Source organism: Solidesulfovibrio carbinoliphilus subsp. oakridgensis, from assembly GCF_000177215.2.
Classification (GTDB): domain Bacteria; phylum Desulfobacterota; class Desulfovibrionia; order Desulfovibrionales; family Desulfovibrionaceae; genus Solidesulfovibrio; species Solidesulfovibrio carbinoliphilus.
Genome location: NZ_CM001368.1, coordinates 3366052 through 3390900, shown reverse-complemented (window position 1 = coordinate 3390900; position 24849 = coordinate 3366052). Strand labels below are relative to the sequence as shown.

Below are 24849 nucleotides of genomic sequence, written 5' to 3'. Positions count from 1 at the left end.
CGCGTATCGCCAGGAGTAAGTAAGCATGCACGCCAGTATGACGCCGCGTGAAATCGTTTCCCAGCTCGACAAGTACGTCATCGGCCAGAACGACGCCAAGCGGATGGTGGCCATCGCCATGCGCAACCGCTGGCGCCGCCAGCAGATCGAACCGGGGCTCCGGGACGAGATCGCGCCGAAAAACATCATCATGATCGGCCCCACCGGCGTCGGCAAGACCGAGATCGCCAGACGCCTGGCCAAGCTGGCCGGATCGCCCTTTTTCAAGGTCGAGGCCACCAAGTTCACCGAGGTCGGCTACGTCGGCCGCGACGTCGAATCCATGGTCCGCGACCTGATGGAGATCGGGGTCAACCTCGTGCGCAAGGAGGAACTCGACCGGGTGGCGGCCAAGGCCGAGAAGGCGGCCGAGGAGCGCCTGCTCGATCTGCTCCTGCCCGAGTCTCAGCGGGCCGGGGCCAATCCCATCCCCATGCCGGCCGCCCTGGAAGCGCCGGCCCCTGCGGCCGAACCGTCCGACGCCAACCTCTCCACCCGCGAAAAGCTCAGAAAGCTCTGGCGCGAAGGCAGGCTCGACGACCGGCTCGTGCCCGTGGAAGTGTCCGTGCCCGCGCCCCAGGTCGAGATGATGTCCATGCCCGGCATGGAGGAGATGGGCTCCCAGTTCAAGGACATGTTTTCCAAGATGTTCCCCCAGCGCAAAAAGACCCGCAACATGCGGGTGCGCGACGCCTACGAGGTCCTTCTGCAGGAGGAGTCCGACCGGCTGGTGGACATGGACAAGGTGTCCGAGACGGCCAAGGAACGGGTGGAACAGACCGGCATCATCTTCATCGACGAAATCGACAAGATCTGCGGCAACAAGTCCGGCGGCTCGGGTCCCGACGTCTCCCGCGAGGGCGTGCAGCGGGACCTGCTCCCCGTGGTCGAGGGCTGCGTGGTCAACACCAAGCACGGCATGGTGAAAACCGACCACATCCTTTTCATCGCGGCCGGGGCCTTCCACTTCTCCAAGCCCTCCGACCTGGTGCCGGAACTGCAGGGCCGGTTTCCCCTGCGCGTGGAACTGCGGGCGCTCACGGCCGAGGACTTCTATCGCATCCTGACCGAGCCGCAAAACGCGCTGACCGTCCAGTACCGGGCCCTGCTCGGCACCGAGGGCGTGGACCTGACCTTTACCGACGAGGCCCTGCGCGAGGTGGCGGACTTCGCCCGGAAGGTCAACGAGGAGACCGAGAACATCGGGGCCAGGCGGCTCTACACCATCATGGAGAAGATCCTCTCCGACCTGTCCTTCGAGGCGTCGGACCAGTCGGGGCAGGCCGTGGTCGTGGACCCGGCCTACGTGCGCGACAAACTCAAAGACGTGGCCGAGGACCGGGACCTGTCCCGGTACATCTTATAGCAACCGGCAACCGGGGGGAGCGGGAGATATGGATCGGGAACACGCCAAGGCGCGGCTGCTGCTGGAGGCCCTGCCCTACATTCGCCAGTTTTTCGGCAAGACGGTGGTCATCAAATACGGCGGCCACGCCATGGTCGACGAGGAACTGCAAAAAAGTTTCGCCCTGAACGTCATCCTGCTCAAATATATCGGCATCAATCCCGTCATCGTCCACGGCGGCGGGCCGCAGATCGGCCGGATGCTCAAGCAGCTCAACATCACAAGTGAGTTCCGCCAGGGCCTTCGCGTCACCGACGACGCCACCATGGATGTGGTCGAGATGGTCCTCGTCGGCAAGGTGAATAAGAACATCGTCAACCTGATCAACTTAAACGGCGGCACGGCCGTCGGCCTCTCCGGCAAGGACGGCCGGCTGATTACCGCCAGAAAGCTCGAAATGGTGCTGGAAAAAGGCGACGCCCCGCCGGAAATCATCGACCTCGGCAAGGTCGGCGAAGTGACCGGCATCAACACCTCGCTCATTACCACGCTCCTCGCCCAAGGATTTATTCCCGTCATCGCGCCCGTCGGCGTGGACGAGGCCGGCGAGACCTACAACATCAACGCCGACACCGTGGCCGGCGCCATGGCCGCGGCGCTCGGGGCCAAGCGCCTCGTGCTCCTGACCGACGTGCCCGGCGTCCTCGACAAGGAACGGACCCTCATCTCGTCCCTGGACATCAAGGAGGCTTCCGAAGCCATGCAAAACGGCATCCTGACCGGCGGCATGATCCCCAAGGTCACCTGCTGCATGGAAGCCGTGGACGCGGGTGTGGAAAAAGCCCACATCCTCGACGGCCGGGTCGAGAACTGCATCATCCTGGAGTTTTTCACCAACTCCGGCATCGGCACCGAGATCGTCTGCAAGCGCTGCACGGCGTAGAGAGAGAAAGAAGAGAAGAAAAGATGCCTCCGGCGTCCGGGGGGGGATCATCCCCCCGGACCCCCTGAATGGGAAAAATAGAAAAAGCCCCGGTGGTGACGCCGGGGCTTTTTTATCGCTGCATGGAATGAGATGTGCGGGCTTCAGCCGGTGCCCCCTTTGAGGGGGTCCGGGGGGAATCATTCCCCCCGGCGGGTCCAGGGCAGAGCCCTGGCGGGGTTCGGGGCGGAGCCCCGATTCGTCTTTCCTCGGCTACCAGCGTCCGGGCATGGCCGGGAGCCAGGCTTCGGCGATGTACGGCTTGAAGTCCTTGCCGATCTGCCACAGCCGGGTGAGCCGGCCTTCGATGACGATGGACCGGGGCCGCAGCCGCAGGTTGCGGTAGTGGCGGGGCACCTGGAAGCGGTTGTTTTTGGACAGCACCACGTCGAGTTCCGCCTCGCGGTCGCGGACGACCAGGGCTTCCGGGAAAAAGACGGTGTTTCGCAGCCGCTTGGAAAACATGGTGAAAAGCGTGGCGTGCAGGGCGGAAAACGGTTCGGCCGACAGCCGGGCCGTGGGCGCGGCCACGTTCTCGTTGCCGACAAAGGCGATGGGTCCGTCGGGCAGGCCGGCATAGGCGGCGGGCAGCCGGGCGTCGGCCAGCCGGATCTCGCCGATGCCGAGCGAGCGGAAGATCTCGTCCGTGCGGGCAGCCACGTCCGGGTCGCGCTCGATGCCGTAGAGGTGCGTTTCGGACACGCCGTTGCGCCTGGCCTGGAACCAGGCCGCAGCCAGCAGGATGCCGCTGCCCGTGCCGAGGTCGAGCCCGAGGAACGGGTCCTGGACCTGGGACGGCGGCAGGGGCCTGTTGGCCACGGACCGGAAGATGTGGGCCGTGCGCGGCAGGTCGGCCAGCATGCGCAGCGGAAAAGCGCTGCCGTTGCCGGCCAGGGGCACCGCCCCGTCGGCCCCTTCCTCGGACCACAGGTCATAAAACCGACCGAGCAGGGTGCTCAGTTCCGTCAAAGGAACGGCATGGTCCTCGGAACCGGGGTAGAGCGAGGCGAAAAAATACTTGAGCAGGAAACTCAGCACGTCGGCATCGGCCATGGGCACGCCGGGGTGGGCCAGGCGTTCGAAATCGTCCCGCAACGGGCCGGCCCGGTAGATTTCCCGCGCAATGACGGTTTCCCGGCCGGGCCTGGCCGGCGATGCCGCCTTGGGCGACGGGGACGAGGCGTCGGTGTGTCGCAACATGGGCGCTCCTTCCTTGGAATGGCGATCAGCCCGGCGGCAAAATACGCCGGCTCCCGTAACCCATGCAGGTTTGGTGCCGTCACACACGGAGGTTGAGCCCGGACCGCAAAAGGGGTAAGGCCCTCGCGTGCTCAAACATACTTTCGTGCATCTGCCCGGCCTTGGCCCCACCACCGAACGCCGCCTCTGGGCGGCCGGCATCCTCACCTGGGACGACTTCCTGGACGCAAAGACGCCGCCCTTCGGTTCCGTCAAGGCTCCCATGTGGCGGCAGGAGCTGGAGCTTTCCAAGGAGCGGCTGGCTGCCGGCGACGCCGACTGGTTCGGCGAACGCCTGTCCCCGGCCGAGGCCTGGCGGCTTTTTTTCGAGTTCCGCGACGGCTTGGCCTGCGTGGACATCGAAACCGACGGCACCCCGCAAAACGAGGTCACGGCCGTGTCCCTCTACGACGGCCACAATACCGTGCGCACCTACGCCCACGGCCAAAACCTCCACGACTTCGCCACCGACATCCTGGAGAGCAAGGTGCTGGTCACCTTCAACGGCCGCTGCTTCGACGCGCCGGTCCTGCGGTCCCACCTGCGCGCCGTGCTGCCCAAGGCCCACATCGACCTGCGAAACGTCCTGACCGCCATCGGCGTCAAGGGCGGGCTCAAGAAGTGTGAGGAACGCTACGGCGTGGACCGTGGCGGCCTGACCGGGGCCGACGGCTATTTCGCCGTGATCCTGTGGCGGGAATACACCCGAAGCGGCGATCCGGCCCTGCTCGAAACGCTCTTGGCCTACAACGCCGCCGACGTCCTGGCCCTGCCCGTGCTCCTGGCCCACGCCATAAACGAGCTCTTGGAGCAGACGCCCTTCGCCGCCCGCTACGCCCTGCCCATTCCCCGTCCCGGCGACAATCCCCACGCCCCGGACCCGCGCGTGCTGCGAAAGCTGGCCTGGGCCTTTTCGCGCAAATAGCCGGCAGGACGCGGCCGGCCCGGGCGGCGCTCCCCCTTCCCTGGCGGGGTCACCCGGGGCGCCTTGTGATCCCTTGCGAACTGCGAAGTCAACATGTTTAAATAATTATACTATTTAAAAAAATCCCGTCCTGTTTTTCGGAAGACCACAACCCTAGCCGACCAGCAGCACGCCGTCTTCGCCGTCGAGTTCGGCCACGGCCACGTCCACGTGTTCGCCCTGGGCGGTGTGGACGCGTTTGCCGAAATAGTCGGCCTGGATGGGCAGTTCCCGGTGGCCCCGGCGGTCGATCAGGACAAGCAGTTCCACCCGGTTGGGGCGGCCGTAGTCGAGCAGGGCTTCGAGGGCGGCCCGGATGGTGCGGCCCGAGAAGAGGACGTCGTCGATCAGGACCACGTTCTTGCCGGCCAGCGGAAACGGGATGTCCGACGGCCCGACCTGGGGCTGCACGTCCCGGTTGGTCCAATCGTCGCGGTACAGGTTGATGTCGAGCTTGCCGAGCGGCACGTCGCAGCCGCCCCGGGCGTCGAGCAGGGCTTTGAGGCGGGCGGCCAGTTCCGCCCCCCGCCGCTGGATGCCGACCAGGGCCAGGCCGCAGGCCGGATCGTGGCGTTCGATGATCTCGAAGGCCAGCCGGTCCAGGGTGCGCCGCACTTCGCCGGCGGTCATCAGTTTTTTCGATTTTGTCACGCGCATTCCCCCAGGCTTTTCCGGCAGATACCGCAGATGCCCGGGCGGCGCAACGCTGCGTCGCCCCGGGAGGAACCCATTTGACTTTCCGATCGGTCATGCTTAGTTGCATCGAAAGAGCTTGATTGCGGAGGATACCATGGTTGAATTGACGGAAAGCGCCAAGACCCAACTGGATGGGTATTTCGCGGACAAGGAAAAGACGCCCATCCGGATTTATCTCTCGTCCGGCGGCTGAGCTGGCCCCAGGCTGGCGCTGGCTCTGGATGAGTCGCGCGATACGGATGCGGTGCTCGATGTTTCCGGCTACACGTTTGTCATAGAAAAAGACCTGCTTGAGAAGGCCTCGCCCCTCAAGGTCGACATGACCTACATGGGATTTTCGGTCACTTCGAGCCTGGAACTCGGTGGCGGCAGCAGTTGCGGCTCCTCGTGTTCCGGCGGTTCCTGTTCGACCAGCTGATCTCCCGGGAGATCGCATCGGGAATCACCGGAAGTTTGGCCCCGCATCCATAGACGAGGCTTATTTGACAATCCAAACCCCGGTGATTACCCCTTTGACATCTCTCGTTTGGAGGTTCGCATGGTTTCATTGACAGACACGGCGCGAGCCGAACTCGACAACTATTTTGCCGATAAAGACAAGGCCCCTATCCGGGTGTATCTGAACAAGGGCGGCTGCTGCGGCCCCTCCCTGACCCTGGCCCTGGACGAAGCCCGCGACAACGACGACGTTTTTGACGTCAACGGCTATACCGTCGTGGTGGAAAAGGAGCTGTTGGCCTTGGCGAGCCCCATCACCGTGGACATGACCGACTACGGCTTTGCCGTGAGCTCGAATCTGAAGCTTGAAGGCGGCGGTTCCTGCGGCGGCGGTTCGTGTGGCAGCGGTGGCGGCGGTGGTTGCGGCGGCGGCTGCTCCTCCTGAGCGTTTCCCGAAAGACACGTCAGCTCCAAGCGGGCCGGCCCCTGGCCGGCCCGCTTTTTTCGGGCGAACCCCTTGTTGACAGGCCGGCCCGGCCCTTTTAGATTTTGGCCATGGACATCCGGGAAAACGATCTTTTCAGCCTGACCGAGGCGGCGGACATCGCCCTGTCCGCCCTTTTCACCCCTTCCGGCCGGCCGAGCCTGCGCGTCTTCCTGTCGTTTCTGAGCGACAGCGGCCCGCGCCTGGAACTGGCCGCGGACGAACCGACTGGCGACGATGCCGCCTTTTCGGCCCGGGGCTGGCGGTTCGTGGTCAACCGCGCCCTGTTGCAGCAGGCGGCCCCCCTGGTGGTCGACTGCGGCGAGGAAGGGTTCGTCATCCGGTCGAGCCTCGATTTCTCCCTGGCCGGCGGCAATTGCGGCGGCTCCTGCGGCACGCACTGATCCCCTTGGCCTTCCGGCCCGGCCCCCCGGCTCCGCCGGGTCCCCGGACGCGTCGCGGCACGCGGCGTGCCGCGACAGCCCGGCCCGACCGGCCGCTCCTTGGCCAACCGGCCATGATTTTTTGCTCTTTCCCGTGTCTCCCCCAGGGTCCGAAGCCGGCGTCTTCCTCCTCATTTTTTTGGTTTTTTTTGACATGCCCCTTACCGGCCCAAACCCGGACGGGGGAATTTCCCCGTTCCCGTACGGTTTTATGATGGCCCCGCCGCCGGCACGCCTTGCCAAGCACGCCGGCTTTCACTAGTATTCAAATTGGTTGGCGCCATGCAAAGGAGTCGTTCATGCCCGGGAAGATTCTCATCGTCGATGATGAGGTGCATATCCGCATGCTCCTTGAGCAGACGCTTGAGGAACTGGAGGAAGACTGCGGCGTGGAGATCCTGTCCGCCCAGAACGGCGAGGAAGGGCTTGAACTGATCCGGTCCCAAAAGCCGGACGTGGTCTTTCTGGACATCATGATGCCCAAACTCAACGGCTACGAGGTCTGCCAGCGCGTCAAGGAAGACCCGGCCATAACGAGCATCGGCATCGTCCTCTTGACGGCCAAGGGCCAGGAAGTGGACCGGCGCCAGGGCCTGGAGCTCGGGGCCAGCCGGTACATGACCAAGCCCTTCGACCCGGACGAGGTGCTGCGGGTGGCCAGGGAACTCTTGAACCTCGAGTGCTGAGTTTCCGGCTCGGCCCGTCCGCATCCTTCATGGTTCCCCTGCGCCGGCTGCTCAAGAAAAAAAATCTCGCCCCGCTGCTCGGCCGGGCCGAGGCCCTGCTCGGCTCGGGCTGGACCGTGGCTGTCCTCGAATCCGCCCCCGAGGGGGACGATTCCCCGTTCCGCCACCTCGAACCCCTGCACCTGGACGGCGCCCTGATCGGCTACCTGAGTGTCACCGCCCCCCCCGAGGCCAGGTCTGGGGCCTTGGACGCGGCGCGGCTGCCGGAACTGGCCCGGTTTGTCGCGGGCAGCATCGAGGCCCTGATCGAGGGCGAATCGCTCCGCCGCAGCCTGGCCGGCGAAGCCCTCGGCAAATACCGGGAGATTTCCCTGCTCCACCGGGCCACCCTTGGCCTGAACGGTTCCCTGCGCCCCCGCGACGTGGCCCAGGCCCTGCTTGGCGAATACCGGCACGGCGAGTTGCCGGCCGAGGTGGGCATGGTCTTTCTGCGCCCCCCGGACCAGGACGAGTTTGTGCCCATGTGCGCCTTTGGCGACGTGGCCGGCTGCCGGCTGGCCGACATCGCCCGATCGACGCTCTTCTGGGACATCGCCCGGACCCAGAAGGGCGAGATCGTAAACGACCTGTCCGTGGACCGCCGGTGGCGCGGCGAAGCCGACCTGACCTCCCTGCTCCTGTCCCCGCTTTTCGCCTCCAACCGGTGCGTGGGCATGCTGGCCCTTGGCGGCGTGTCCTCGGTGCGCTTCGAGGCCAGCCACCTCCAGTACGTGGGGACGCTGGCCACCGTGGCCGGCATCGCCATGGGCAACGCCCTGCATTTCGAAAGCTTCCAGACGCTCATTAATTCCCTGATGCAGGCCCTGGCCACGGCCATCGACGCCCGGGACCCCTTCACCGCCGGCCACTCCCAGCGCGTGGCCAGGCTCGGCGTGGCCCTGGCCAAGGTGGTGCACCGGGATACGGAATTTTTCCCGGACGTGGCCTACACCCCGTCCGACCTGGAAGAGCTGCTCTATGCGGGACTGCTCCACGACGTGGGCAAGATCGGCATCCGCGAGGAGGTCCTGACCAAGGCCACCCGGCTTCCGGCCGGGACCATGGCCGTCATCGGCCAGCGCCTGGCCCTGGCCGCCTTGGCCGACAGCCGTTACGCCAAGGTCGGGCTGGACGATTTCGCGGAACTGGAGCGGATAAACGCCGTCGACGCCATCAGCCGCGAGGACGCGGCCTTCGTGACGGCCATCGGGGCGAGCCAGGTCCGGATCGCCGGCACCCCGTTCCCCCTTTTGACCGAAGAAGAATTGACCTGCCTGCTCATCCCCCGGGGCAACCTGACCCCGGAAGAGCGCCGGGAGATCGAGCGCCACCCGGCCGAATCCCACCGCATCCTGCGCCACATCCCGTTTCCGGAGAACATGGGCCGGCTGCTCGACATCATCTCCCAGCACCACGAGCGCCTGGACGGCTCGGGCTACCCCGCCGGGCTCAAGGACGCGGACATCCTGCTCCAAAGCCGCATCATCGCCATCGTGGACATCTACGACGCCATCACCATGGCCCGGCACTACAAGCCGGCCCTGCCCCGGCAAAAGGCCCTTGGCATCCTGTGGAAGGAGGCCGAGGCCGGCCGGATCGACATCCGGCTGGTCACGCTCCTCGACCGGCACATCGGGGTCATCGAGGAAGACTGCGATCGCCTGCGCGGCCGCCTGGACCTGTCCGACTACCTCGACCACGAATCCAGGCCGGCCTGCGCCACGGCCTGACGGCCGCCGCAAGGCTTCCGGCCGCCCCCGGCTCCCCGGAGGCCCCCCGGAGGCCGGGCCGGGTCGCCCGTCCGGACCGGCCGGGCCGGCCTAGACCGCGCCCTTGTCCACCACCGCGGCCGACAGGTCGGCCTCGGCCACGACCTTGCCGTCGACCGAAGCCTGGGCCCGCATCTTGCAAAGGGTCATCCGGCGCTTGAGGTCGAAACACCGGAGCACGAGCTGGTCGCCGGGCGTCACCGGCCGGCGGAACTTGGCCTTCTCCACCCCCGTGAACATGAAGATCCGGTCGCCAAGGGGCCCGTCCAGGCTTTTCGACACCAGGATGCCGCCGGCCTGGGCCAGGGCTTCGAGGATCAGCATGCCCGGCATGACCGGCACGCCCGGGAAGTGGCCCTGGAAAAACGGCTCGTTTATGGTCACGTTTTTTAGGGCCGTGATCGAAACGCCGGGGTCGTATTCGAGGACGCGGTCCACCAACAGGAACGGGTAGCGGTGGGGCAGGAGGTCGAAGATCTCGGTTATGGCGATGGGTGCGCCCGGGGTCGTGGTCATGGCTGGTCCTCCATGTGAAAAAGGCCGGGACGACAAACGCCCCGGCCCATCAAGACGGCTTGGCGAACGCCCTATTTGGCTTTGTCGAACTGGGACTGGATGGCGGCGGTCACATCCATCTTGGGATCGTAGTAGGGCACGCTGCGGGCTTCGAGGATGATGCTGAAGCCATTCTGGGTCGCGTAGTCGGAAACGACCTTCTGCAGGCGGTTGAGCAGGGGCTGGAGCACGCCCTGCTGGGCCTGCTGCTCTTCCTGCTGGAGCTTGTTGCGGTCGTCGAGATACTTGCGGGCCTTGCCTTCGAAATCGGCGGCCTTGGCCTTCATGGCGTCCTGGGACAGGGCCACGCTCTTTTTCTGCAGTTCGTCCTGCATGCGTTTCAGTTCCTCGCCCTGGGCGGCGATGGCCTTTTCGCGTGCCTCGAACTTGCTCTTGAGGCCGGTCAGGGCGGCCTTGCCGGCGCTCGAGTTGGACAGGGCCTCATCGAGGTTGATGATGCCGATTTTGCCCTGGGCAAACGCCGTCACCGGCAGGACCAGAACGGCCAACACAATCAAAACCCGTACCATTACGGCCATTACGCGACTCCTTGCTCTTTCCGTGTTTCGGGGGGCCGTCGCCCCCCGGTTGTTTTGCTCTGTTTCCCGGTCCGCGTCCCGGTTGCGCGACCGCCTGTGCGGCACGGCCACGGTCCGGTCATCCTTCCATGCCTGCCCCGCGGGTGTCCGCGCCGGCGTTCCCTGCCGGACCTAGAAGGTCTGGCCCATGGTGAAGCCGACCTGCGACGGCTGCAGGTGGTGCCGTTCGGCATCAAGGCCGTAGCCGTATTCCACCCGGATGAGCCCGAGCGGCGAATACCAGCGCACGCCGGCACCGACACTCTTGTAGAAGTCGAAGCCCACATCGCTGTAGTCCATCCAGGAGTTACCGGCGTCGAAGAAGACCACGCCGAGCAGGCCGTTGGACTTGCTGATGGGGAAGATGGTTTCGAAGTTGGTGAAGAACTCCGCCTTGCCGCCGATACGCTCACGGGTCCAGGGGTCGCGGGGAGAGATCTTGTCGAGCTCGTAGCCGCGCACGTTGTTGATGCCGCCGAGGTAGAAGCGTTCGTAGACCGGGATGTCGCCGCCCGCGTTCGGGAAGAGCACGCCGGCCTGGCCGCGCCAGTGGAAGACCATGTCGAGCGGCAGGGGCTGGAAGTAGTTCGAGGTGAAGACCGGCTTGATGAAGGCGTCGTCGCCGCCCACCGCGCCGCCGGCGTATTCGAGCGACAGGGTGTTCTTCGTGCCCTTGGTCGGCTTGGTGGCGCTGTCCACGGTGTCGCGGTCGATCTCGGCGTACACGGAACTGGCCCAGTGCCAGCCGGCCGACTGCTGGATGACGCTCGAAGCGTCCCAGTTGGTATGGTAGATGTGGTAGTGGTCCAGGCGGTAATCCCAGGACAGAACCGTGTATTCGCCCAGGGGATAGGCGAACCGGAGCTTGGCGCCGGTGGTGGACTTCTTGAAGTCGTCGTAGGCCCGGTAGACCTGGTAGACGTCCACGCCCGCGGCCAGGTTGGAGTCGTAGACGCGCGGGTTGGTGAAGCTTAAGATGCCCCGGCTGGACTTGCCGCTGAACATGCCCTGGAACTTGGCGTGGTAGCCCTTGCCGAAGAGGTTCTTCTCTTCCACCGAGCCGCCGAAGAACACGCTGTCCGAGGTGGAGTAGCCGGCGCCGAGGCTGATGGCGCCGGTGTTCTTGTCCTTGACCTTGACCTTGATGTCGACTTCGCCCGGATTGTCCGTGGGCACGGTCTCGATGTCGACCTTCTCGAAGTATTCGAGCTTGTCCAGGCGCTCGTTGGAGCGGCGAAGCTTGGAGCCCGAGAAGAGATCGCCGTCGGCCAGGCGGACTTCGCGGCGCACCACGTTGTCGCGGGTCTTTTCGTTGCCCTCGATGGAGACGCGGCGCACGTAGACCTTGCGGCCCTTGTTGACCACGTAGACGATGTCGATGACCTTGGTCTCGGCGTTTTTCTTCATGTCCACGTCGGCTTCGGCAAAGGCGTAGCCGTCGTCGGCGTAGAGCTCGGCCAGGGCGTTCAGGTCGTCGCGCACCACGGACCGGTTGAAGTAGTCGCCCTTGGCCGACAGCTCGTCGAGCTTGATCCGCTCGAGGAGCTTGGGCTGGTCGTAGAGCAGGTCGCCGCCGAAGGCCACGGAACCGACCTTGTAGCGGTCGCCCTCTTCCACCCGGAAGATGACCGTGATGCCGTCGTCGCCGTAGACGACCTCGGGCTGGCCCACCTTGGCGTCCACGAAACCGCGGTTGGCGTAGTAGGCCTCGATGGCCGCGGCGTCGCGTTCGAGCATCTCTTCCTTGAGCACGCCCGAGCCCGTGACCCAGGACCAGAAGTGCCGGGTGGAGGTGGCCAGCTCGGACTCCAGGTCGCCGGCCGAAATCAGCTTGGCGCCCTCGATCTTGACTTCCTTGATGTAGAGCTTTTTGGGCTCCTTGATGATGATGTTGAGCCGGGCCACGCGCGGGTCGGTCTGCTCGAGCTCGTAGGTGACCTCGGTCTTGTAGTAGCCCTTCTTGCTGTAGAGCTCGCGGATCTTGCCCAGGTCGTCGGCCAGGACCTTGAGGTTCAGGACCCCGCCGGACTTGGTGCTCATGGCCTCGAGGACATCGTCTTTTTTCACGTCCCCGTTGCCGGTGACGCCGATGGCCTGGATGCGCGGCTTTTCCTTGACCACGAACGTCAGGCGCTTGCCGCCCGGGGCGTTGTCCAGGCGGACCTGGACGTCGTCGAAGTAGCCCATGTCGAAGAGCTTCTTGACGTCGTCGTTGACGGCCTTGGGGTCGTAGTTCTGGTTGACCTGGCTCTTGATCTTTAAGAGCACCACCTCTTTGTCGAGGATGGAGTTGCCTTCCACGTCGACTTCGACGATCCGGTCCGAGGAGCCGACGGCCGAGACTTGGGGCCTTATCTTGTCGGCCAGCTCGGCGGCCGCGGTGTCGAGGCCGACCACGCTCTTGGCCGAGGCGAAAACGGCCACCGGCTCGCCGCCGCCGGCCTTGGCCACGCGCGCGTCGAGGGAGAGGCCCTCGCCGACCTTGGAGATGCTGCCAAAGACCACGTATTCGGCCCGGGCCCCGGCGGCGAGCCGGCGGGCGGCGTCGGCGCCGGCCACGGCCTTGCCGCCCTCGGCCGTGGCGGACACGCCGGCCGCCTTCAGCTTGTCGGCCAGAATGCGGGGCAGGCTCGCCTGGACGGACTGCAGGGCGTCGGCGGCGTTGATCTCAAAGGGCAGGACCAGCACCTTGCCGGACTGGGCCATGGCCTGGCCCGCGGCCAGCAGGAGGCACACGACAAGAAGGAGCCCCTTAAGACCGAAATGTTTCGTTGCGCGCATAGAGTTCTCCACCCTGCAGCTCCAGTCTCCGGCCCATGAGGGCGGCCAGGTTATGGTTGTGGGTGACCACAACCAATGTCATGCCCAACTCGGCGTTCAGGCGGGCGAGGACCTCGCCAACCCGGGCGCCGGTGGATTCATCGAGATTGCCGGTGGGTTCGTCGGCCAAAAGGACGGCTGGCCGTAATAGCACAGCACGGGCGATGGCCGCCCTCTGTCGCTCTCCCCCGGAAAGGGTAGTTACCCTGTGTTCGGCCCTTTCATCAAGCCCCACAAGCGACAAAGATGCGCGGGCCTTCTCGAAAGCCTCGCGCTTGGATTCGCCGGCGATCAGGGCCGGCATGGCCACGTTTTCGACCGTCGAAAACTCCGGCAGCAGATGGTGAAACTGAAAGACGAAGCCGATTTCCCGATTGCGCAACCGCGCCGCCTCGTGCGGGGCCAGCCCGCCAAGGTCCCGGCCGCGGAACCGGATGGTGCCGCTGCTTGGCCGGTCCAATGCGCCGAGGAGATGGAGCAGCGAGGACTTGCCCGACCCCGACGCCCCGAGAATGGCCATGGAGTCCCCGGCCCTGATGGTGAAATCCAGGCCCTTTAAGACCACGATCTCCTCGGCCGGGCCCTGGTAGGCCTTCCTGACCTTGGTCAGCTCGTAGAGCGGGGCATCAGTCATGGCGCAGGGCCTCCGCCGGTTCCAGTCGCGAGGCCTGGCGGGCCGGGTACAGGGTGGCCAGGAAACAAAGGGCCAGGGCGGTCAGTCCGATCACGGCCAGATCCGGCCAGTCGAGCCGGACCGGCAGGTGGTCCATGGGATAGACGTCGCCCGGGATCTTGATGAACTGGTATTTTTCGAGGGAGAGCGCCACGCCGAGGCCCAGGCCGTAGCCGAGCGCCGTGCCCACGAACCCGATGATGGTGCCCTGGAGCATGAAGATGTTGCGGATGTTTTTGGCTGTCGCGCCCATGGACATGAGGATGGCGATGTCCCGGGTCTTTTCCATGACGAGCATGACCAGCGTGGTGATGATGGAAAAGGAGCCCACCAGGACGATCATGACCAGGATGACGAACATGGCCGTCTTTTCCAGGTGCAGCGCCTTGAACAGGTTGCCGTTCATGTCGATCCAGGTCCGCACGTAGACCGGCGGCCCGCCCATGGCCGTGCGGACCAGGGGGGCGAGGGTGTCCACGGCGTCCACGTCCGCCACCTTGAGTTCCAGGCCCGTGACGATGTCGCGCTTGAAGCCCAGCAGTTCCTGGGCGGCCGGTATGGAGACGTAGGCCAGGGTGGAGTCGTATTCGTACATGCCGGTCTTGAAAAGGCCGCAGATGGTGAAGGTCTTGACCTTGGGCGAGAAGCCGGCCGCGGATTCCTTGCCGGCCGGGGACATCAGGTTCAGGGTGTCGCCAAGGGCCAGCCCGAGCCGGTCGGCCAACTCCCGGCCGACGATGATGCCCGGGAAAAGCCCGGGTGCGGTCAGGTCCTCGAGCTTCCCTGCCGTCATCTCGGCCGGCAGGGCCAGGACCTTGCCGGCCGAAGCCGGGTCCACGCCGCGAAGGACCACGCCCTTGACCCCGCGCGGGCTCGACAGCATGACCTCGGTGTAGACGAAGGGCGTGGCCCCGAGGACGCCGGGCACGGCCTCGGCCTTTTTCATGTCCTCGCGATAGTCGTGGAGGGCCCCGCCGGCCACGGACGCCACCATGTGGGCGTTGATGCCGAGGATCTTGTCGCGAAGCTCCAGGGAAAAGCCGTTCATCACCCCGACCACGACAATGAGCGAAGCCACTCCGAGGCCGACGCCGAGGATGGAGATCAGCGAGATGACCGAGATGAAGGCCTGCTTCTGGCGGGCCAGGAGATAGCGTTTGGCGATGTAAAGTTCGAAACTCATGAACCGGGGGAGCCTTCGGGCCGAAGCAGCGGAAACAGGATCACCTCGCGGATGGAGGCCTGGTCGGTCAGGAGCATGACCAGCCGGTCGATGCCGATCCCCTCCCCCGCCGCCGGCGGCATGCCGTACTCCAGGGCCCGGACGTAGTCGTCGTCCATGCGGTGGGCCTCGTCGTCGCCGGCTTCCTTCTCGCGGACCTGGTCCTCGAAGCGCAGGCGCTGGTCCACGGGGTCGTTTAATTCCGAAAAGGCATTGGCCATCTCCCGACCGCAGATGAACAGCTCGAACCGGTCGGTGATGGTCGGGTCCTCGCTGTTGCGGCGCGACAGCGGCGAGATCTCGGTCGGATAATGGTAGATGAAATGCGGCTGGAGGAGCTTTGGCTCGACGAAGATGTCAAAGAGCTTGGCCTGGACCTTGCCGAGCTTTTCGCCCTTGAGGACTTTTTCCCCGCTCTTTTCCACCAGCGCCTTGGCCGCGTCGAAGTCCCGGTAGACGTCCGGGGAGATGCCGCCGACCTTCTCCAGCGAATCGTGGAAGGCGAGCCTGGTCCAGCCGAGGCCGAGATTGATCTCCTGGCCCTGGTAGGTCACCACGTCGCCGCCGGTCACGGCCCGGGCCAGGTGGCTGAAAAGCCGCTCGGTCAGGTCCATGAGGTCGGTGTACCGGGCATAGGCCCAGTAGAACTCGCACATGGTGAATTCGGGGTTGTGCCGGGTGGAGACGCCTTCGTTCCTGAAGTTGCGGCCGACCTCATAGACCTTCTCGAACCCGCCGACGAGCAGCCGCTTCAGGTAGAGTTCGGGCGCGATGCGGAGAAACAGCCCCATGTCCAGGGCATTGTGGTGCGTGACAAAGGGCTTGGCCGTGGCCCCGCCGGGAATGGCCTGCATCATGGGGGTCTCGACCTCCATGAAGCCGGCGGTGTCCAGAAACGCCCGCAGTTCGCGCACGATGGTGGTGCGGGCCTTGAAGATCTCGACGGCCTTGGGCGTCACGATCAGGTCCACGTAGCGCTGCCGGTAGCGGGTTTCCACGTCTTTTAAGCCATGGAACTTCTCGGGCAGGGGGCGCATGGACTTGGTCAGCAGGCGGACGGTGTCGGCGTGGAGCGTCAACTCGCCGGTCTTGGTGCGGAAAAGCCGCCCCGAGACCCCGACGATGTCGCCAATGTCGAATTTTTTAAACGTCTGGTAGGCCTCGGTCCCGAGCTTGTCCCGCTCGGCAAAGACCTGGATCCGGCCCGAGGCGTCCTGGATGGTGAAAAAGGCGACTTTGCCGAAGGAACGCAGCGAGACGATGCGTCCGGCCAGGCGGAAGACCGTGGGCACGGCCGCCAGGGCCTCTTCGTCCAGGGGTTCGTGGCCCGCGGCCACGGGACCGATGTCCTCGCCCTTCTCGAAGTCGTTGGGGTAGAGCGGAACGCCGTCGTCAAGGAGCTGCACGGCCTTGGCGATGCGGTTCTTGAAGACCTCGTTGAGTTCGTTGCCGGCGTCCAGGCTTTCGAGCAGGGGACGAAAGTCCTCCACCCGCTTGGACTTGACCGGGAGCTTGTATTCTTTCTGACGTGGCGCGTCGCTGCCCACGGGGATTCTCCGTTGCTTGGGGCGTTGGGCCGCCTTTCCAAGCGGCCAAGCGCGTATCGATACGAGAAATGGCGGACCGCGTCAACGCGTGGCCGCCAGGGATTTTTCCGGCCTCCCGCAAAAAACGCTTGACGGGATGGGCGCACGAGTATAATTCGCTTCTTCGCTTCGCTGTTCCCCGGTAGCTCAATTGGCAGAGCGGGTGGCTGTTAACCACTAGGTTGGCGGTTCGAGTCCGTCCCGGGGAGCCAGAATATCCAGGGCGTCGGCCACATCGGCCGACGCCCTTTTTTGTTGTCCGATTTTGTTGTCCGAAATTTCTCCCCCTGCCGCCGGTGCCGCGACGGGGCCGGGCCGCCGCCCTTCCGGAACACGCCCTTGGCAGCCCGCGCGATCTTGACGCCGTGGGGCCCCCTGCGTAGGAAGGCCTCACGCAATCGCTTTTGCAGCAGAGGTTTTTTTGCAAACACACACATTGGATCTTGTGGCGCTGGTTGCCGGCGAGAGCTGCGGCCGGTAACGCTCCCAAGGCGTGCGCCTCCTGGCATGAAGGAGGCGTCTTTCCCCTGCGGAGCGGCCTTTCCCGCCCGTACCGATCCGGTCCGACCTCCTCGGGCCGGCCATTCTCCGCTCTTGTCCGGCAACCACTTCCTTGGCGTTTCCCTGGCCATCACGGACCACGCGCGTCGCATGGGACGGGCCTTGCCCCCGTCCGGTCCCCTGACGCCCATGCGCCGCCAACGCGCACAAGGAGTGCCGCCATGCACATCAGAGAAGAACGACCCGAGGACGTTTCGCGCATCTCGCCAATACAATACGCCGCCTTCCAGGGGCATCCCATGCACGCGCCCGGCGCCGAGCCCACCGAGCACCATATTGTCGAACGCCTGCGCGCTTCCGGGGCCCTGGCCCTGTCCCTGCTGGCGGAAGCCGGCGGGGAGGCCGTGGGGCATATTGCGCTTTCGCCCGCGGCCGTGGGCGAGGAACCGGACGGCTGGCTCCTCCTTGGCCCGGTCGGCGTCCTGCCGCGCCGCCAGGGCCAGGGCATAGGTTCCGCCCTGGTCCGCGAGTCGCTCCGGCGGGCACGCGGCAGCGGGGCCGCCGGGATCGTCCTGGTGGGCGATCCCGGATTCTACGGCCGCTTCGGGTTCGGGAACGTACCGGGGCTGGTCTACCGGGGCGTGCCGGACCAGTATGTCCTGGCGGTGTGTTTCGGCGACCAGGCCCCCGCCGGCGAAATCGTCGCCCACGCGGCCTTCGCCGTATCGGGCGCATAGCCCCGTCCTGGCGGCAGCCGGGGGCAGCGAACGCCCCGGCTGCCGCCAGACCAGGCAGCCCCCCTGGGCAAGCCGCCATGCACAGAACCGACCGGCTGCTTGGCCTGATCCTCCCATGGCGCAACGAGGGACAGCAATGTCCGGGGCAGCGGCTTGCCCCAGGTTTTCGCACATCCTCCCCGTATCCACGTGCACGACTCCCGGGCCCCGGCGCGTGGCACGCATGACGGAAGAGAAACCGGCAAATCTCCCGCTGGCCACGCCAGACGCTTCCGACCTTTCGCCCGTGCGGGCCACTTTTTGACCGGCGGACAAGCCGACCCACCCGCAGACGGATGGGCCGTTCTTTCTTTGGCAAAATACGGTTCGAGACAAGGCCTCAACGACAACGGGGCATTGCGAAGAAGAAAGGATGAGAGTATTATTACAGCATCCACAATCACCCGAAGCGACAGGGGTGATGCATGCGCGCAATAGCGCTTGTCGTTCCTGTGGTGGCCGGGTCTTTTCGATGGATTGGAGCAGGCGGTGTACACGTTTCGGTTATGTTGATGCAAGCGTCTTGTCTAAAGGGGGGGGTATATGCAGCTCAAATCTATCCAGGCAAAAATTTTGCTGCTGGCTGGAAGTTGCTTGTTGGCGAGTGCGGCGTCACTCGTCTGTTACAATTTGTATTCAACGACAAAGACGCAAAAATTGGTCTCGGCGCGTGTGGGGGCAATCCTCGAACAAGAGGCCAAGCGGAACCTGACGACGCTTGCAGCCAACCAGGCGGCGGTCATCCAGAGCGCCCTGGAGGACAATCTGGTCACGGCCCGGACCATGGCCAAGGTTTTCGCGGTCGTGCGCGAACACATGGCCCGCCTGGCCGCCAGGGACGGCATCCCCAATCCCTCGCGCGACATCCTCAACGACATCTTGCATCAGGTGCTGGAGAACAACCCGGCCTATCTGGGTGCGTATTCGGCCTGGGAGCCCGATGCCCTGGATGGGCGGGACAAGGAGTTCGCCGGAAAAACGGACGCCGGGTACGATGCCACCGGCCGCTTCATTCCCTACTGGAACCGCGACGCCAACGGGAAGATCGCACGCCAGGCCCTGGTGGACTACGAAAGCCGGGAGCTCAATGACAACGGCGTCGGCAAGGGGGCCTGGTATCTGGGCTCACGGGAGACGGGCAAGGAGATCGTCCTCGACCCGCTGCCTTACATCATCCAGGGCAAGCGGGACTGGCTGACCACCCTCAACGCGCCCATCAAGGAAAACGGCAAATATCTCGGGCTGGCGGGCACGGACCTGCGCCTGAACTTTCTCCAGGATCTGGCGGGAAAGGTGGACACCAGCCTGTACGGAGGCAAGGGGGACGTGGCCATCGTGAGCCATGACGGCCTGGTCGTCGCCAGCAGCGAGCATCCGGAGGCCATCGGGCTGCCGCTCAAGAACATTTCGGCAGAGTGGGAGGTCGTCACCCAAAACGTCAAGGCCGGCAAGGCGATGCTCGACGTCAGCCCCGCCACGGGGGTCTATCGGGCTCTGGCCCCCATCAGCCTCGGGCGCAGCGGCCGGCCCTGGGCCGTGCTCATCCGCGTCCATCCCGACATCGTCCTGGCGGAAAGCAGGAGCCTCGACGCCCAACTGACCGACCTCAACCGGGAGAACACCCTGTGGCAGGTCGGCGTCGGGCTCGGGGTCACGGCCCTGGCCCTTGGCGTGCTGTGGGTCTTCGCCTCCGGGCTCGTGCGCCCCTTGCGTCAGGCGGCGGCGTTTGCCGGCAAGGTCGCCGAGGGCGACTTCTCCCAGACCCTCGATATCCACCAGGCCGACGAGACCGGCATCCTGGCCAAGGCCCTGACGCGCATGGTCGCCAATCTCAAGGAGATGATCGCCCAGGCCGAAGAGAAGACCAAGGAGGCGGGCGCCGAAGCGGCCCGGGCCCGGGCCGCGGTTGCCGACGCCGAGCAAGCGCGCCGCCAGGCCGCCGAGGCCCAGCGCCAGGGGAAGCTCGATGCAGCGGACCGCGTCGAAGACGTGGCCCGGGCCGTGGCCCAGGCTGCGCAGGACCTCTCCCTGCAGGTCGAGCAGTCCAAGGAGGGGGCGGACCTCCAACGCCAGCATGCCGGTGAAACGGCCACGGCCATGGAGCAGATGAACGCGACCGTGCTCGAGGTGGCGAAGAATGCTTCCGAGGCCGCGCAAGGGGCCGGAGTGGCCCGGGACAAGGCCAAGGACGGAGCGGACGTGGTGCGCCAAGTGGTGGCGGCCATCAACGGCGTGCAGGAACGGGCCGCCACGCTGCGGGCCAACATGGACGAACTCGGCAAGCAGGCCGATGGAATCGGCAATATCATCGGCGTGATTTCCGACATCGCCGACCAGACGAACCTGCTCGCCTTGAACGCCGCCATCGAGGCGGCCCGGGCCGGCGAAGCCGGGCGCGGATTCGCGGTCGTCGCCGATGAGGTGCGGAAATTAGCGGAAAAGACCATGAACGCGACCGGCGAGGTGGGCAATGCCGTCCGAGCGATTCAGGCCGGGGCACGTTCCAGCATCGAGGGCGTGGAAGGTGCGGCGCGGGCCGTGGACCGGGCCACGGAACTGGCGAGCCATTCGGGCGCGGTGCTTGGGGAAATCGTGTCCATCGTCGAAAATTCCGCCGACCAGGTGCGCTCCATCGCCACGGCCTCGGAGGAACAATCTGCGGCAAGCGAACAGATCAACCGGGCCGTGGACGATATCAACCGGATTTCGGAAGAAACGGCCGATGCCATGGCTCGGGCCGCCGGTTCCGTCGAAGAGCTGGCGCATCAGGCACAAAACCTGACGCGTCTGGTCGAAACGCTGAAAGCCGACTGAGCGGACCGGCCCCGCCAGCAAGGAAGGCGGCTTCGGCCGCCTTCCTTGAAAACGAGCCCTGCCCCGCCAAGATCCTGAAACCACCCCGCCCCGCCAGCCGAACCCCCAGCCCGTCCATGGCTGTCACCTCGGCAATCATATTGGGCCAGGGCTATGGCCCGGCCCGCCGAACCTCCAGCCCGTCCGTGGCCGGGCCGAGGCGCAGACCTGCCCCTTTCGCCAGGCCATCGCATAAAGGCAACGGTGCTCCGATCGCCTGTGATGGGACCCGCCTTCTCCCGAAGCAATAGCCAGCCGGAACACCGTGACGCTGTGGACGAGGAAGCGCGCCGACGGCGACTTGGAGGCCGATCCCGTTCCCATGGTTGGCCGGCTCAAGCTGATTTTCATTGCGAATTCCGTCCCCCAGGCCTGTGGCCCCTCTGGGAATCGGCTATCAATAAGAACTGCCTCATTCTTGGCCAAAAGCGCCAACAGCTCTTTCCCGGAACATTAAGGAATCCCACGGATCGGGGGGAAAAAAGGAACAAAGCGCCATATCTCTGGAGACGGGCGTGGCGTCCCGTTCTCGGTCGTCGTTGCCGGAACCAATCGGCATGATGTCAGTCAACTGCAAGCAGTGCTGGGAAACAAGATGGCCGAGCCAATCATGGACTTATGGCATGTCCCTTCCTTAAATCCCTATTCAGACTGTTGGCAACCTTAAGCGGCCAGAAACGGCCTGGCAAGGAAGTAGATTCCGAGAAGCGCGATCATTGCCCCGGCGGTTTTTCGGAACCAGGTTCCCCCGTGACGCATGGCTCCGTTGTCCAGCCAGCGCTGGACCAGGGCCGTGGAGCTGCCGGCCACCACGATCGGCAGGCAGTGCCCGATAGCGAACAGTACGATGAGCACCACGCCGGTGAGGATCTTTTCCTGAATGGTGATGATGGCCAGGATGGGAGCGATGAACCCGAAGGTGCACGAACCGGACAGGACGCCGTAGGCCAAGCCGAGGAGAAACGCTCCCCCAACCCCCTTGACCTTGAGCTTGCCCATCATGCCGCCGGAGACCGAGCACTTGGCGACCCCCATCATGTCCAGGGCCACCCAAATCAGCACGGCGCCGACGAGGATTGTCCAGTATGGCCCGATATCACCAAGCATTCTTCCAAGGAGCGTACAGAGAATCCCGATGACTGCGATGGTCACAAACAGGCCGGCGGTAAAGGCGACGGCATAGCGCGCCGCCTCCCGACCATGGATGATTCTGCCTTGTCCGGCGACATAGCCAACGATCAAGGGGATGGAAGCCAGGTGGCAGGGGCTGAAAAGAACACTCACCACCCCCCAGAGGAAACAGCCCACTGCGGCAACGATGAGGCTGCCGGTCATCCAGGTATTGATGGTCAAAAACAGTTGGTCCAGCATGCCACGCTCTCCTTACTGGGCCAATAATTTATCCAACCTTTCGCTGATCGGCGCTTTGTCCAGAAATCCTTCGTGGCGGTACGTTTCCTTTCCCTCTTTATCGTAAAATATTTGCGTCGGAATTACCTTCAATCCAAATTTAGCTCCCTGATCCTTGTTTTCCCATACATCGATAAAAATGATCGCCGCTTTCCCCTTATATTCTTTTTCCACTTCCTCCATGACGGGCATCATCATTTTGCACGGGATACAGGCCTTGGCTCCGATATCCACCATGGTCACCATGCCCTTGACCGGGACCTCAGGAACAGGCGAGGCGGCGAAGCAAACCCCGGCACCAAGCACAAAGACGAGAGCAAAACACAGTGCGGTATGTTTCATGACGTTCCTCTATTGAAATATTCGGTGTAACAAGCAGGAATTATGCCACATTTTTTAACTTATATTTTCAGTGTCTTGTCGAATACACCCCCTTTATCGCGCAGCATCTGAAGAATTACTATACACTCGGAATCGTCTTCATGTCTATTTTGTAGACATCTTATCTCGCCATATCATACTTTCGCGCTCTACATAGAGACTTTTCATAGCCAATAAATTTGATCGTGCATGGGTGCTCTTCCTCCGTACCTATGCGAAGAACCAAACGCCCCGGGGCTAGCCGCAGGCGGCAAGATGACCACGCGAACCAAAGAGGAGAAGGCCCGCTCCTGCTGTGGTTTTTTTGGGCCTGCCGCCTACTTGAGCCAGGAAAGGACGTCAGCTTTGGAGGGCACTTTGCCCACCACTTTGACCTCGCCATCAATGACGACGGCCGGGGTCGAAAAGACGCCAAAGCCGGCGATCTGCTGGAAATCCGCAATTTTTTCCACGGTGGCGTCAACTCCGGATTCCTTGACCGCCTCCAGGACTACTTTTTCGGCTTCCTTGCATTTGGCGCATCCGGGACCAAGAACCTTGATTTCCATAATATTCCTCCAATGTTGGCAATTTTCGATCAACCCAACCCGTTAGACGATGGCGTTGAAAAGATACCCCACCAGCAAAATGCCCACCCCGACGACCCCGGCGAAGACAACGATCAAGCGGGGCTTGAGCACTTTACGCAAAATGATCATCTCGGGCAGGGACAGGGCGATCACCGCCATCATGAACGCCAGAACCGTGCCCAGGGCCGCGCCCTTGCCAAGGAGCGCCTCGACCACCGGCACGATTCCCGCCGCGTTGGAATACATGGGGATGCCGACCAGGACGGCCGCCGGCACCGACCACCAGGCGCCCTTGCCCATGATCGAGGCCATGAAGCCTTCCGGCACGTAGCCGTGGATGCCCGCGCCCACGGCAATGCCGATCACGACGTACAGCCAGACCTTGCCGACGATGTCCGTGACGGCATGGAATCCGGCTTCGAGGCGGTCTACCCAGGTCTGATCGTCCGGGGGAAGCACCGAGGGATCGGTCCGGATCTTCATGACCCAATCTTCGATGTAGGGCTCCAGATTGAGCTTGCCGAGCACCCAGCCCGCGACAATGGCCACGGCCAACCCGGTGCCGAGATAGAGGGCCGCCACCTTCCAGCCGAGCAGGCCGTAGAGCAGGACCAGGGCAATTTCATTGACCATCGGGGCAGAGATCAGAAAGGAAAACGTCACCCCCATGGGCACGCCGGCCGTGACGAAGCCGATGAACAGCGGCACGGCCGAGCAGGAACAAAACGGCGTGACGATGCCAAGCAAGGCAGCCATGACGTTGCCGGCGGATTCCCGCCTGCCGGCCAGAATTCGCCGCGTGCGTTCGGGCGTGAAAAAAGTGCGGATGACCCCCACGCCAAAGACCACCAGGGTCAGCAGCATGAGCACCTTGGGCGTGTCGTAGAGCAAGAATTCGACGGCGTCGCCAAGATGGCTTCCCTGGGCGATCCCCAGGACATCGTAGGTCAGCAGCCGGGAAAATCCGGGCAGCATGCCGTACACCACCCACCAGACGGCCAGGGCCGGCGCGAGCAGCAAGAGATAGCGGACAAGCTTCCCGTCGCGCGGACGCGGGCCTTGGGCCACGGCTTCTTTGGTACAACAGGTCTTCAATTCAAGGGGTTCCATACAAACATCTCCTCGATTGCCGCTTCCGCGGCCGGACTGACGGAGCAGTCCACCAGATTCGCGCAGGCCTTTCGTGGAAAAGCGGTCAGGACAGATTGGCGAAATGCGGGGCCACGGCCATGGCCGCCGTCAACACCCGCTCCTCGGTCACGGGGCTTTCCCCTTTTTTAAAACCCAGATCGGCCAACTGCACATGGCCGAAGTCGGTGAATCCGGCCTCTTCCAGCGACTTGCGGGCGCAGTTGAGGGGGCAGCCGTCGATGGCCACGATCTTGGACGCTGCTTCCGTGGTCTTGAGGATGCCGCTGACCCGACCGCCGATGCCGGCCAGACAGAACATCTTGGCCACGCCATCCGCCGTGAGTTTCCTGGCAACTTGATCGGCCAAGGCCCCGACGTCAGCCCCGCCGGAGCAGGCGAACAAGAGTTTGGGGGCGGCGGAACAGCAGCAGCTTTTTTTCTCGGACATGGGTTTCTCTCCAGTGTTTGGCAAGACGACCTCCCCTGCGAGGCAATCTTGACAATGCTTGTATGTTTTGCCAAATAGCAAAATATCAGCACAAAAAACTACTGGGCATCGACGCTCCATTGCGCACTTGTTTTTTAATTTGGCAAAATAGCCAAAAATGAACCCTTGTCAAGCACCGTCTCGTAGCGGGGAACGGATTGGGTTGTCACTCAAGCGGAAAGG

Annotated in this window: 23 protein-coding genes, 1 tRNA gene and 1 pseudogene; 12 read left to right on the top strand and 13 right to left on the bottom strand. The window is 64.2% G+C overall.

Annotated features, from left to right (window positions below):
- Positions 1 to 25: 25 nt before the first annotated feature.
- Complete coding sequence (gene hslU / locus DFW101_RS14810) at positions 26 to 1405, top strand: ATP-dependent protease ATPase subunit HslU (RefSeq protein ID WP_009182334.1); 1380 nt, start codon at positions 26 to 28, stop codon at positions 1403 to 1405.
- A gap of 28 nt (positions 1406 to 1433) precedes the next feature.
- Positions 1434 to 2327, top strand: a complete 894-nt coding sequence (argB, locus tag DFW101_RS14805) for an acetylglutamate kinase (RefSeq protein ID WP_009182333.1) — start codon at positions 1434 to 1436, stop codon at positions 2325 to 2327.
- Between the two features lie 252 nt (positions 2328 to 2579).
- Here argB and DFW101_RS14800 read toward each other — a convergent pair whose 3' ends face one another.
- Entirely contained in the window at positions 2580 to 3566 is a 987-nt protein-coding gene (locus DFW101_RS14800) for an SAM-dependent methyltransferase (RefSeq protein WP_009182332.1), read from the bottom strand.
- A 127-nt stretch (positions 3567 to 3693) separates the two neighbouring features.
- On the opposite strand from DFW101_RS14800, the gene DFW101_RS14795 reads away from it, so the two are divergent.
- Positions 3694 to 4530 (top strand): ribonuclease H-like domain-containing protein, encoded by an 837-nt coding sequence (locus DFW101_RS14795; RefSeq protein ID WP_009182331.1) that lies wholly within the window; start codon positions 3694 to 3696, stop codon positions 4528 to 4530.
- 153 nt (positions 4531 to 4683) lie between these two features.
- Here the strand turns inward: DFW101_RS14795 and pyrR are convergent, their stop codons facing one another.
- Positions 4684 to 5226: a bifunctional pyr operon transcriptional regulator/uracil phosphoribosyltransferase PyrR gene (gene pyrR / locus DFW101_RS14790; RefSeq protein WP_009182330.1), complete on the bottom strand. Its 543-nt coding sequence runs from the start codon at positions 5224 to 5226 to the stop codon at positions 4684 to 4686.
- 133 nt (positions 5227 to 5359) lie between these two features.
- On the opposite strand from pyrR, the gene DFW101_RS20015 reads away from it, so the two are divergent.
- The 5 genes from DFW101_RS20015 to DFW101_RS14755 all read left to right on the top strand — a co-directional run bounded on the left by DFW101_RS20015 (position 5360) and on the right by DFW101_RS14755 (position 9085).
- Entirely contained in the window at positions 5360 to 5683 is a 324-nt protein-coding gene (locus DFW101_RS20015) for an IscA/HesB family protein (RefSeq protein WP_009110673.1), read from the top strand.
- 120 nt (positions 5684 to 5803) lie between these two features.
- Positions 5804 to 6148: an IscA/HesB family protein gene (locus DFW101_RS14775; protein WP_009182329.1), complete on the top strand. Its 345-nt coding sequence runs from the start codon at positions 5804 to 5806 to the stop codon at positions 6146 to 6148.
- Between the two features lie 110 nt (positions 6149 to 6258).
- Positions 6259 to 6591, top strand: a complete 333-nt coding sequence (locus DFW101_RS14770; RefSeq protein WP_009182328.1) for a hypothetical protein — start codon at positions 6259 to 6261, stop codon at positions 6589 to 6591.
- Positions 6592 to 6929: 338 nt separating this feature from the next.
- Positions 6930 to 7316, top strand: a complete 387-nt coding sequence (locus DFW101_RS14760) for a response regulator transcription factor (RefSeq protein ID WP_009182327.1) — start codon at positions 6930 to 6932, stop codon at positions 7314 to 7316.
- A 29-nt stretch (positions 7317 to 7345) separates the two neighbouring features.
- On the top strand, positions 7346 to 9085 hold the full coding sequence (locus DFW101_RS14755; protein ID WP_009182326.1) for an HD domain-containing phosphohydrolase: 1740 nt from the start codon (positions 7346 to 7348) through the stop codon (positions 9083 to 9085).
- A gap of 90 nt (positions 9086 to 9175) precedes the next feature.
- Here DFW101_RS14755 and fabZ read toward each other — a convergent pair whose 3' ends face one another.
- The 6 genes from fabZ to lysS all read right to left on the bottom strand — a co-directional run bounded on the left by fabZ (position 9176) and on the right by lysS (position 16519).
- A complete protein-coding gene (fabZ, locus tag DFW101_RS14750) occupies positions 9176 to 9640 on the bottom strand; it encodes a 3-hydroxyacyl-ACP dehydratase FabZ (RefSeq protein WP_009182325.1) in 465 nt (154 codons plus the stop codon).
- A gap of 71 nt (positions 9641 to 9711) precedes the next feature.
- Positions 9712 to 10218, bottom strand: a complete 507-nt coding sequence (locus tag DFW101_RS14745) for an OmpH/Skp family outer membrane protein (protein WP_009182324.1) — start codon at positions 10216 to 10218, stop codon at positions 9712 to 9714.
- 171 nt (positions 10219 to 10389) lie between these two features.
- On the bottom strand, positions 10390 to 13038 hold the full coding sequence (gene bamA, locus DFW101_RS14740) for an outer membrane protein assembly factor BamA (protein ID WP_009182323.1): 2649 nt from the start codon (positions 13036 to 13038) through the stop codon (positions 10390 to 10392).
- Positions 13010 to 13711: an ABC transporter ATP-binding protein gene (locus tag DFW101_RS14735; protein ID WP_009182322.1), complete on the bottom strand. Its 702-nt coding sequence runs from the start codon at positions 13709 to 13711 to the stop codon at positions 13010 to 13012. Before DFW101_RS14735 ends, bamA begins: the two co-directional genes overlap by 29 nt.
- Positions 13704 to 14933, bottom strand: coding sequence for a lipoprotein-releasing ABC transporter permease subunit (locus DFW101_RS14730; protein WP_009182321.1), 1230 nt, complete (start codon positions 14931 to 14933; stop codon positions 13704 to 13706). Before DFW101_RS14730 ends, DFW101_RS14735 begins: the two co-directional genes overlap by 8 nt.
- A complete protein-coding gene (lysS, locus tag DFW101_RS14725) occupies positions 14930 to 16519 on the bottom strand; it encodes a lysine--tRNA ligase (RefSeq protein WP_009182320.1) in 1590 nt (529 codons plus the stop codon). The genes DFW101_RS14730 and lysS overlap by 4 nt, the downstream gene beginning before the upstream one ends.
- Before the next feature lie 175 nt (positions 16520 to 16694).
- Here lysS and DFW101_RS14720 point away from each other — a divergent pair.
- The 4 genes and pseudogenes from DFW101_RS14720 to DFW101_RS19600 form a co-directional block, all read left to right on the top strand.
- A tRNA-Asn gene (locus tag DFW101_RS14720) sits at positions 16695 to 16770 on the top strand.
- 510 nt (positions 16771 to 17280) lie between these two features.
- The gene (locus DFW101_RS14715; protein ID WP_009182319.1) at positions 17281 to 17796 is read left to right on the top strand and encodes a GNAT family N-acetyltransferase; all 516 of its coding nucleotides are present in this window, start codon (positions 17281 to 17283) and stop codon (positions 17794 to 17796) included.
- 582 nt (positions 17797 to 18378) lie between these two features.
- Positions 18379 to 20649 carry a methyl-accepting chemotaxis protein gene (locus DFW101_RS14710; RefSeq protein WP_009182318.1) on the top strand — a complete coding sequence of 757 codons (2271 nt, stop codon included), beginning with the start codon at positions 18379 to 18381 and terminating at the stop codon, positions 20647 to 20649.
- Between the two features lie 486 nt (positions 20650 to 21135).
- A pseudogene (locus DFW101_RS19600) lies at positions 21136 to 21274 on the top strand (IS5/IS1182 family transposase); the annotation flags it as partial.
- Positions 21275 to 21351: 77 nt separating this feature from the next.
- Here DFW101_RS19600 and DFW101_RS14705 read toward each other — a convergent pair.
- From DFW101_RS14705 to DFW101_RS14685, 5 genes are all read right to left on the bottom strand, one after another.
- The gene (locus DFW101_RS14705; protein WP_009182317.1) at positions 21352 to 22059 is read right to left on the bottom strand and encodes a cytochrome c biogenesis CcdA family protein; all 708 of its coding nucleotides are present in this window, start codon (positions 22057 to 22059) and stop codon (positions 21352 to 21354) included.
- 12 nt (positions 22060 to 22071) lie between these two features.
- Positions 22072 to 22440 (bottom strand): thioredoxin family protein, encoded by a 369-nt coding sequence (locus DFW101_RS14700; RefSeq protein ID WP_009182316.1) that lies wholly within the window; start codon positions 22438 to 22440, stop codon positions 22072 to 22074.
- Positions 22441 to 22796: 356 nt separating this feature from the next.
- Positions 22797 to 23027, bottom strand: coding sequence for a thioredoxin family protein (locus DFW101_RS14695; protein WP_009182315.1), 231 nt, complete (start codon positions 23025 to 23027; stop codon positions 22797 to 22799).
- Positions 23028 to 23069: 42 nt separating this feature from the next.
- On the bottom strand, positions 23070 to 24158 hold the full coding sequence (locus DFW101_RS14690) for a permease (RefSeq protein ID WP_009182314.1): 1089 nt from the start codon (positions 24156 to 24158) through the stop codon (positions 23070 to 23072).
- Positions 24159 to 24243: 85 nt separating this feature from the next.
- A complete protein-coding gene (locus DFW101_RS14685; RefSeq protein ID WP_009182313.1) occupies positions 24244 to 24627 on the bottom strand; it encodes a putative zinc-binding protein in 384 nt (127 codons plus the stop codon).
- Positions 24628 to 24849 lie beyond the last annotated feature (222 nt).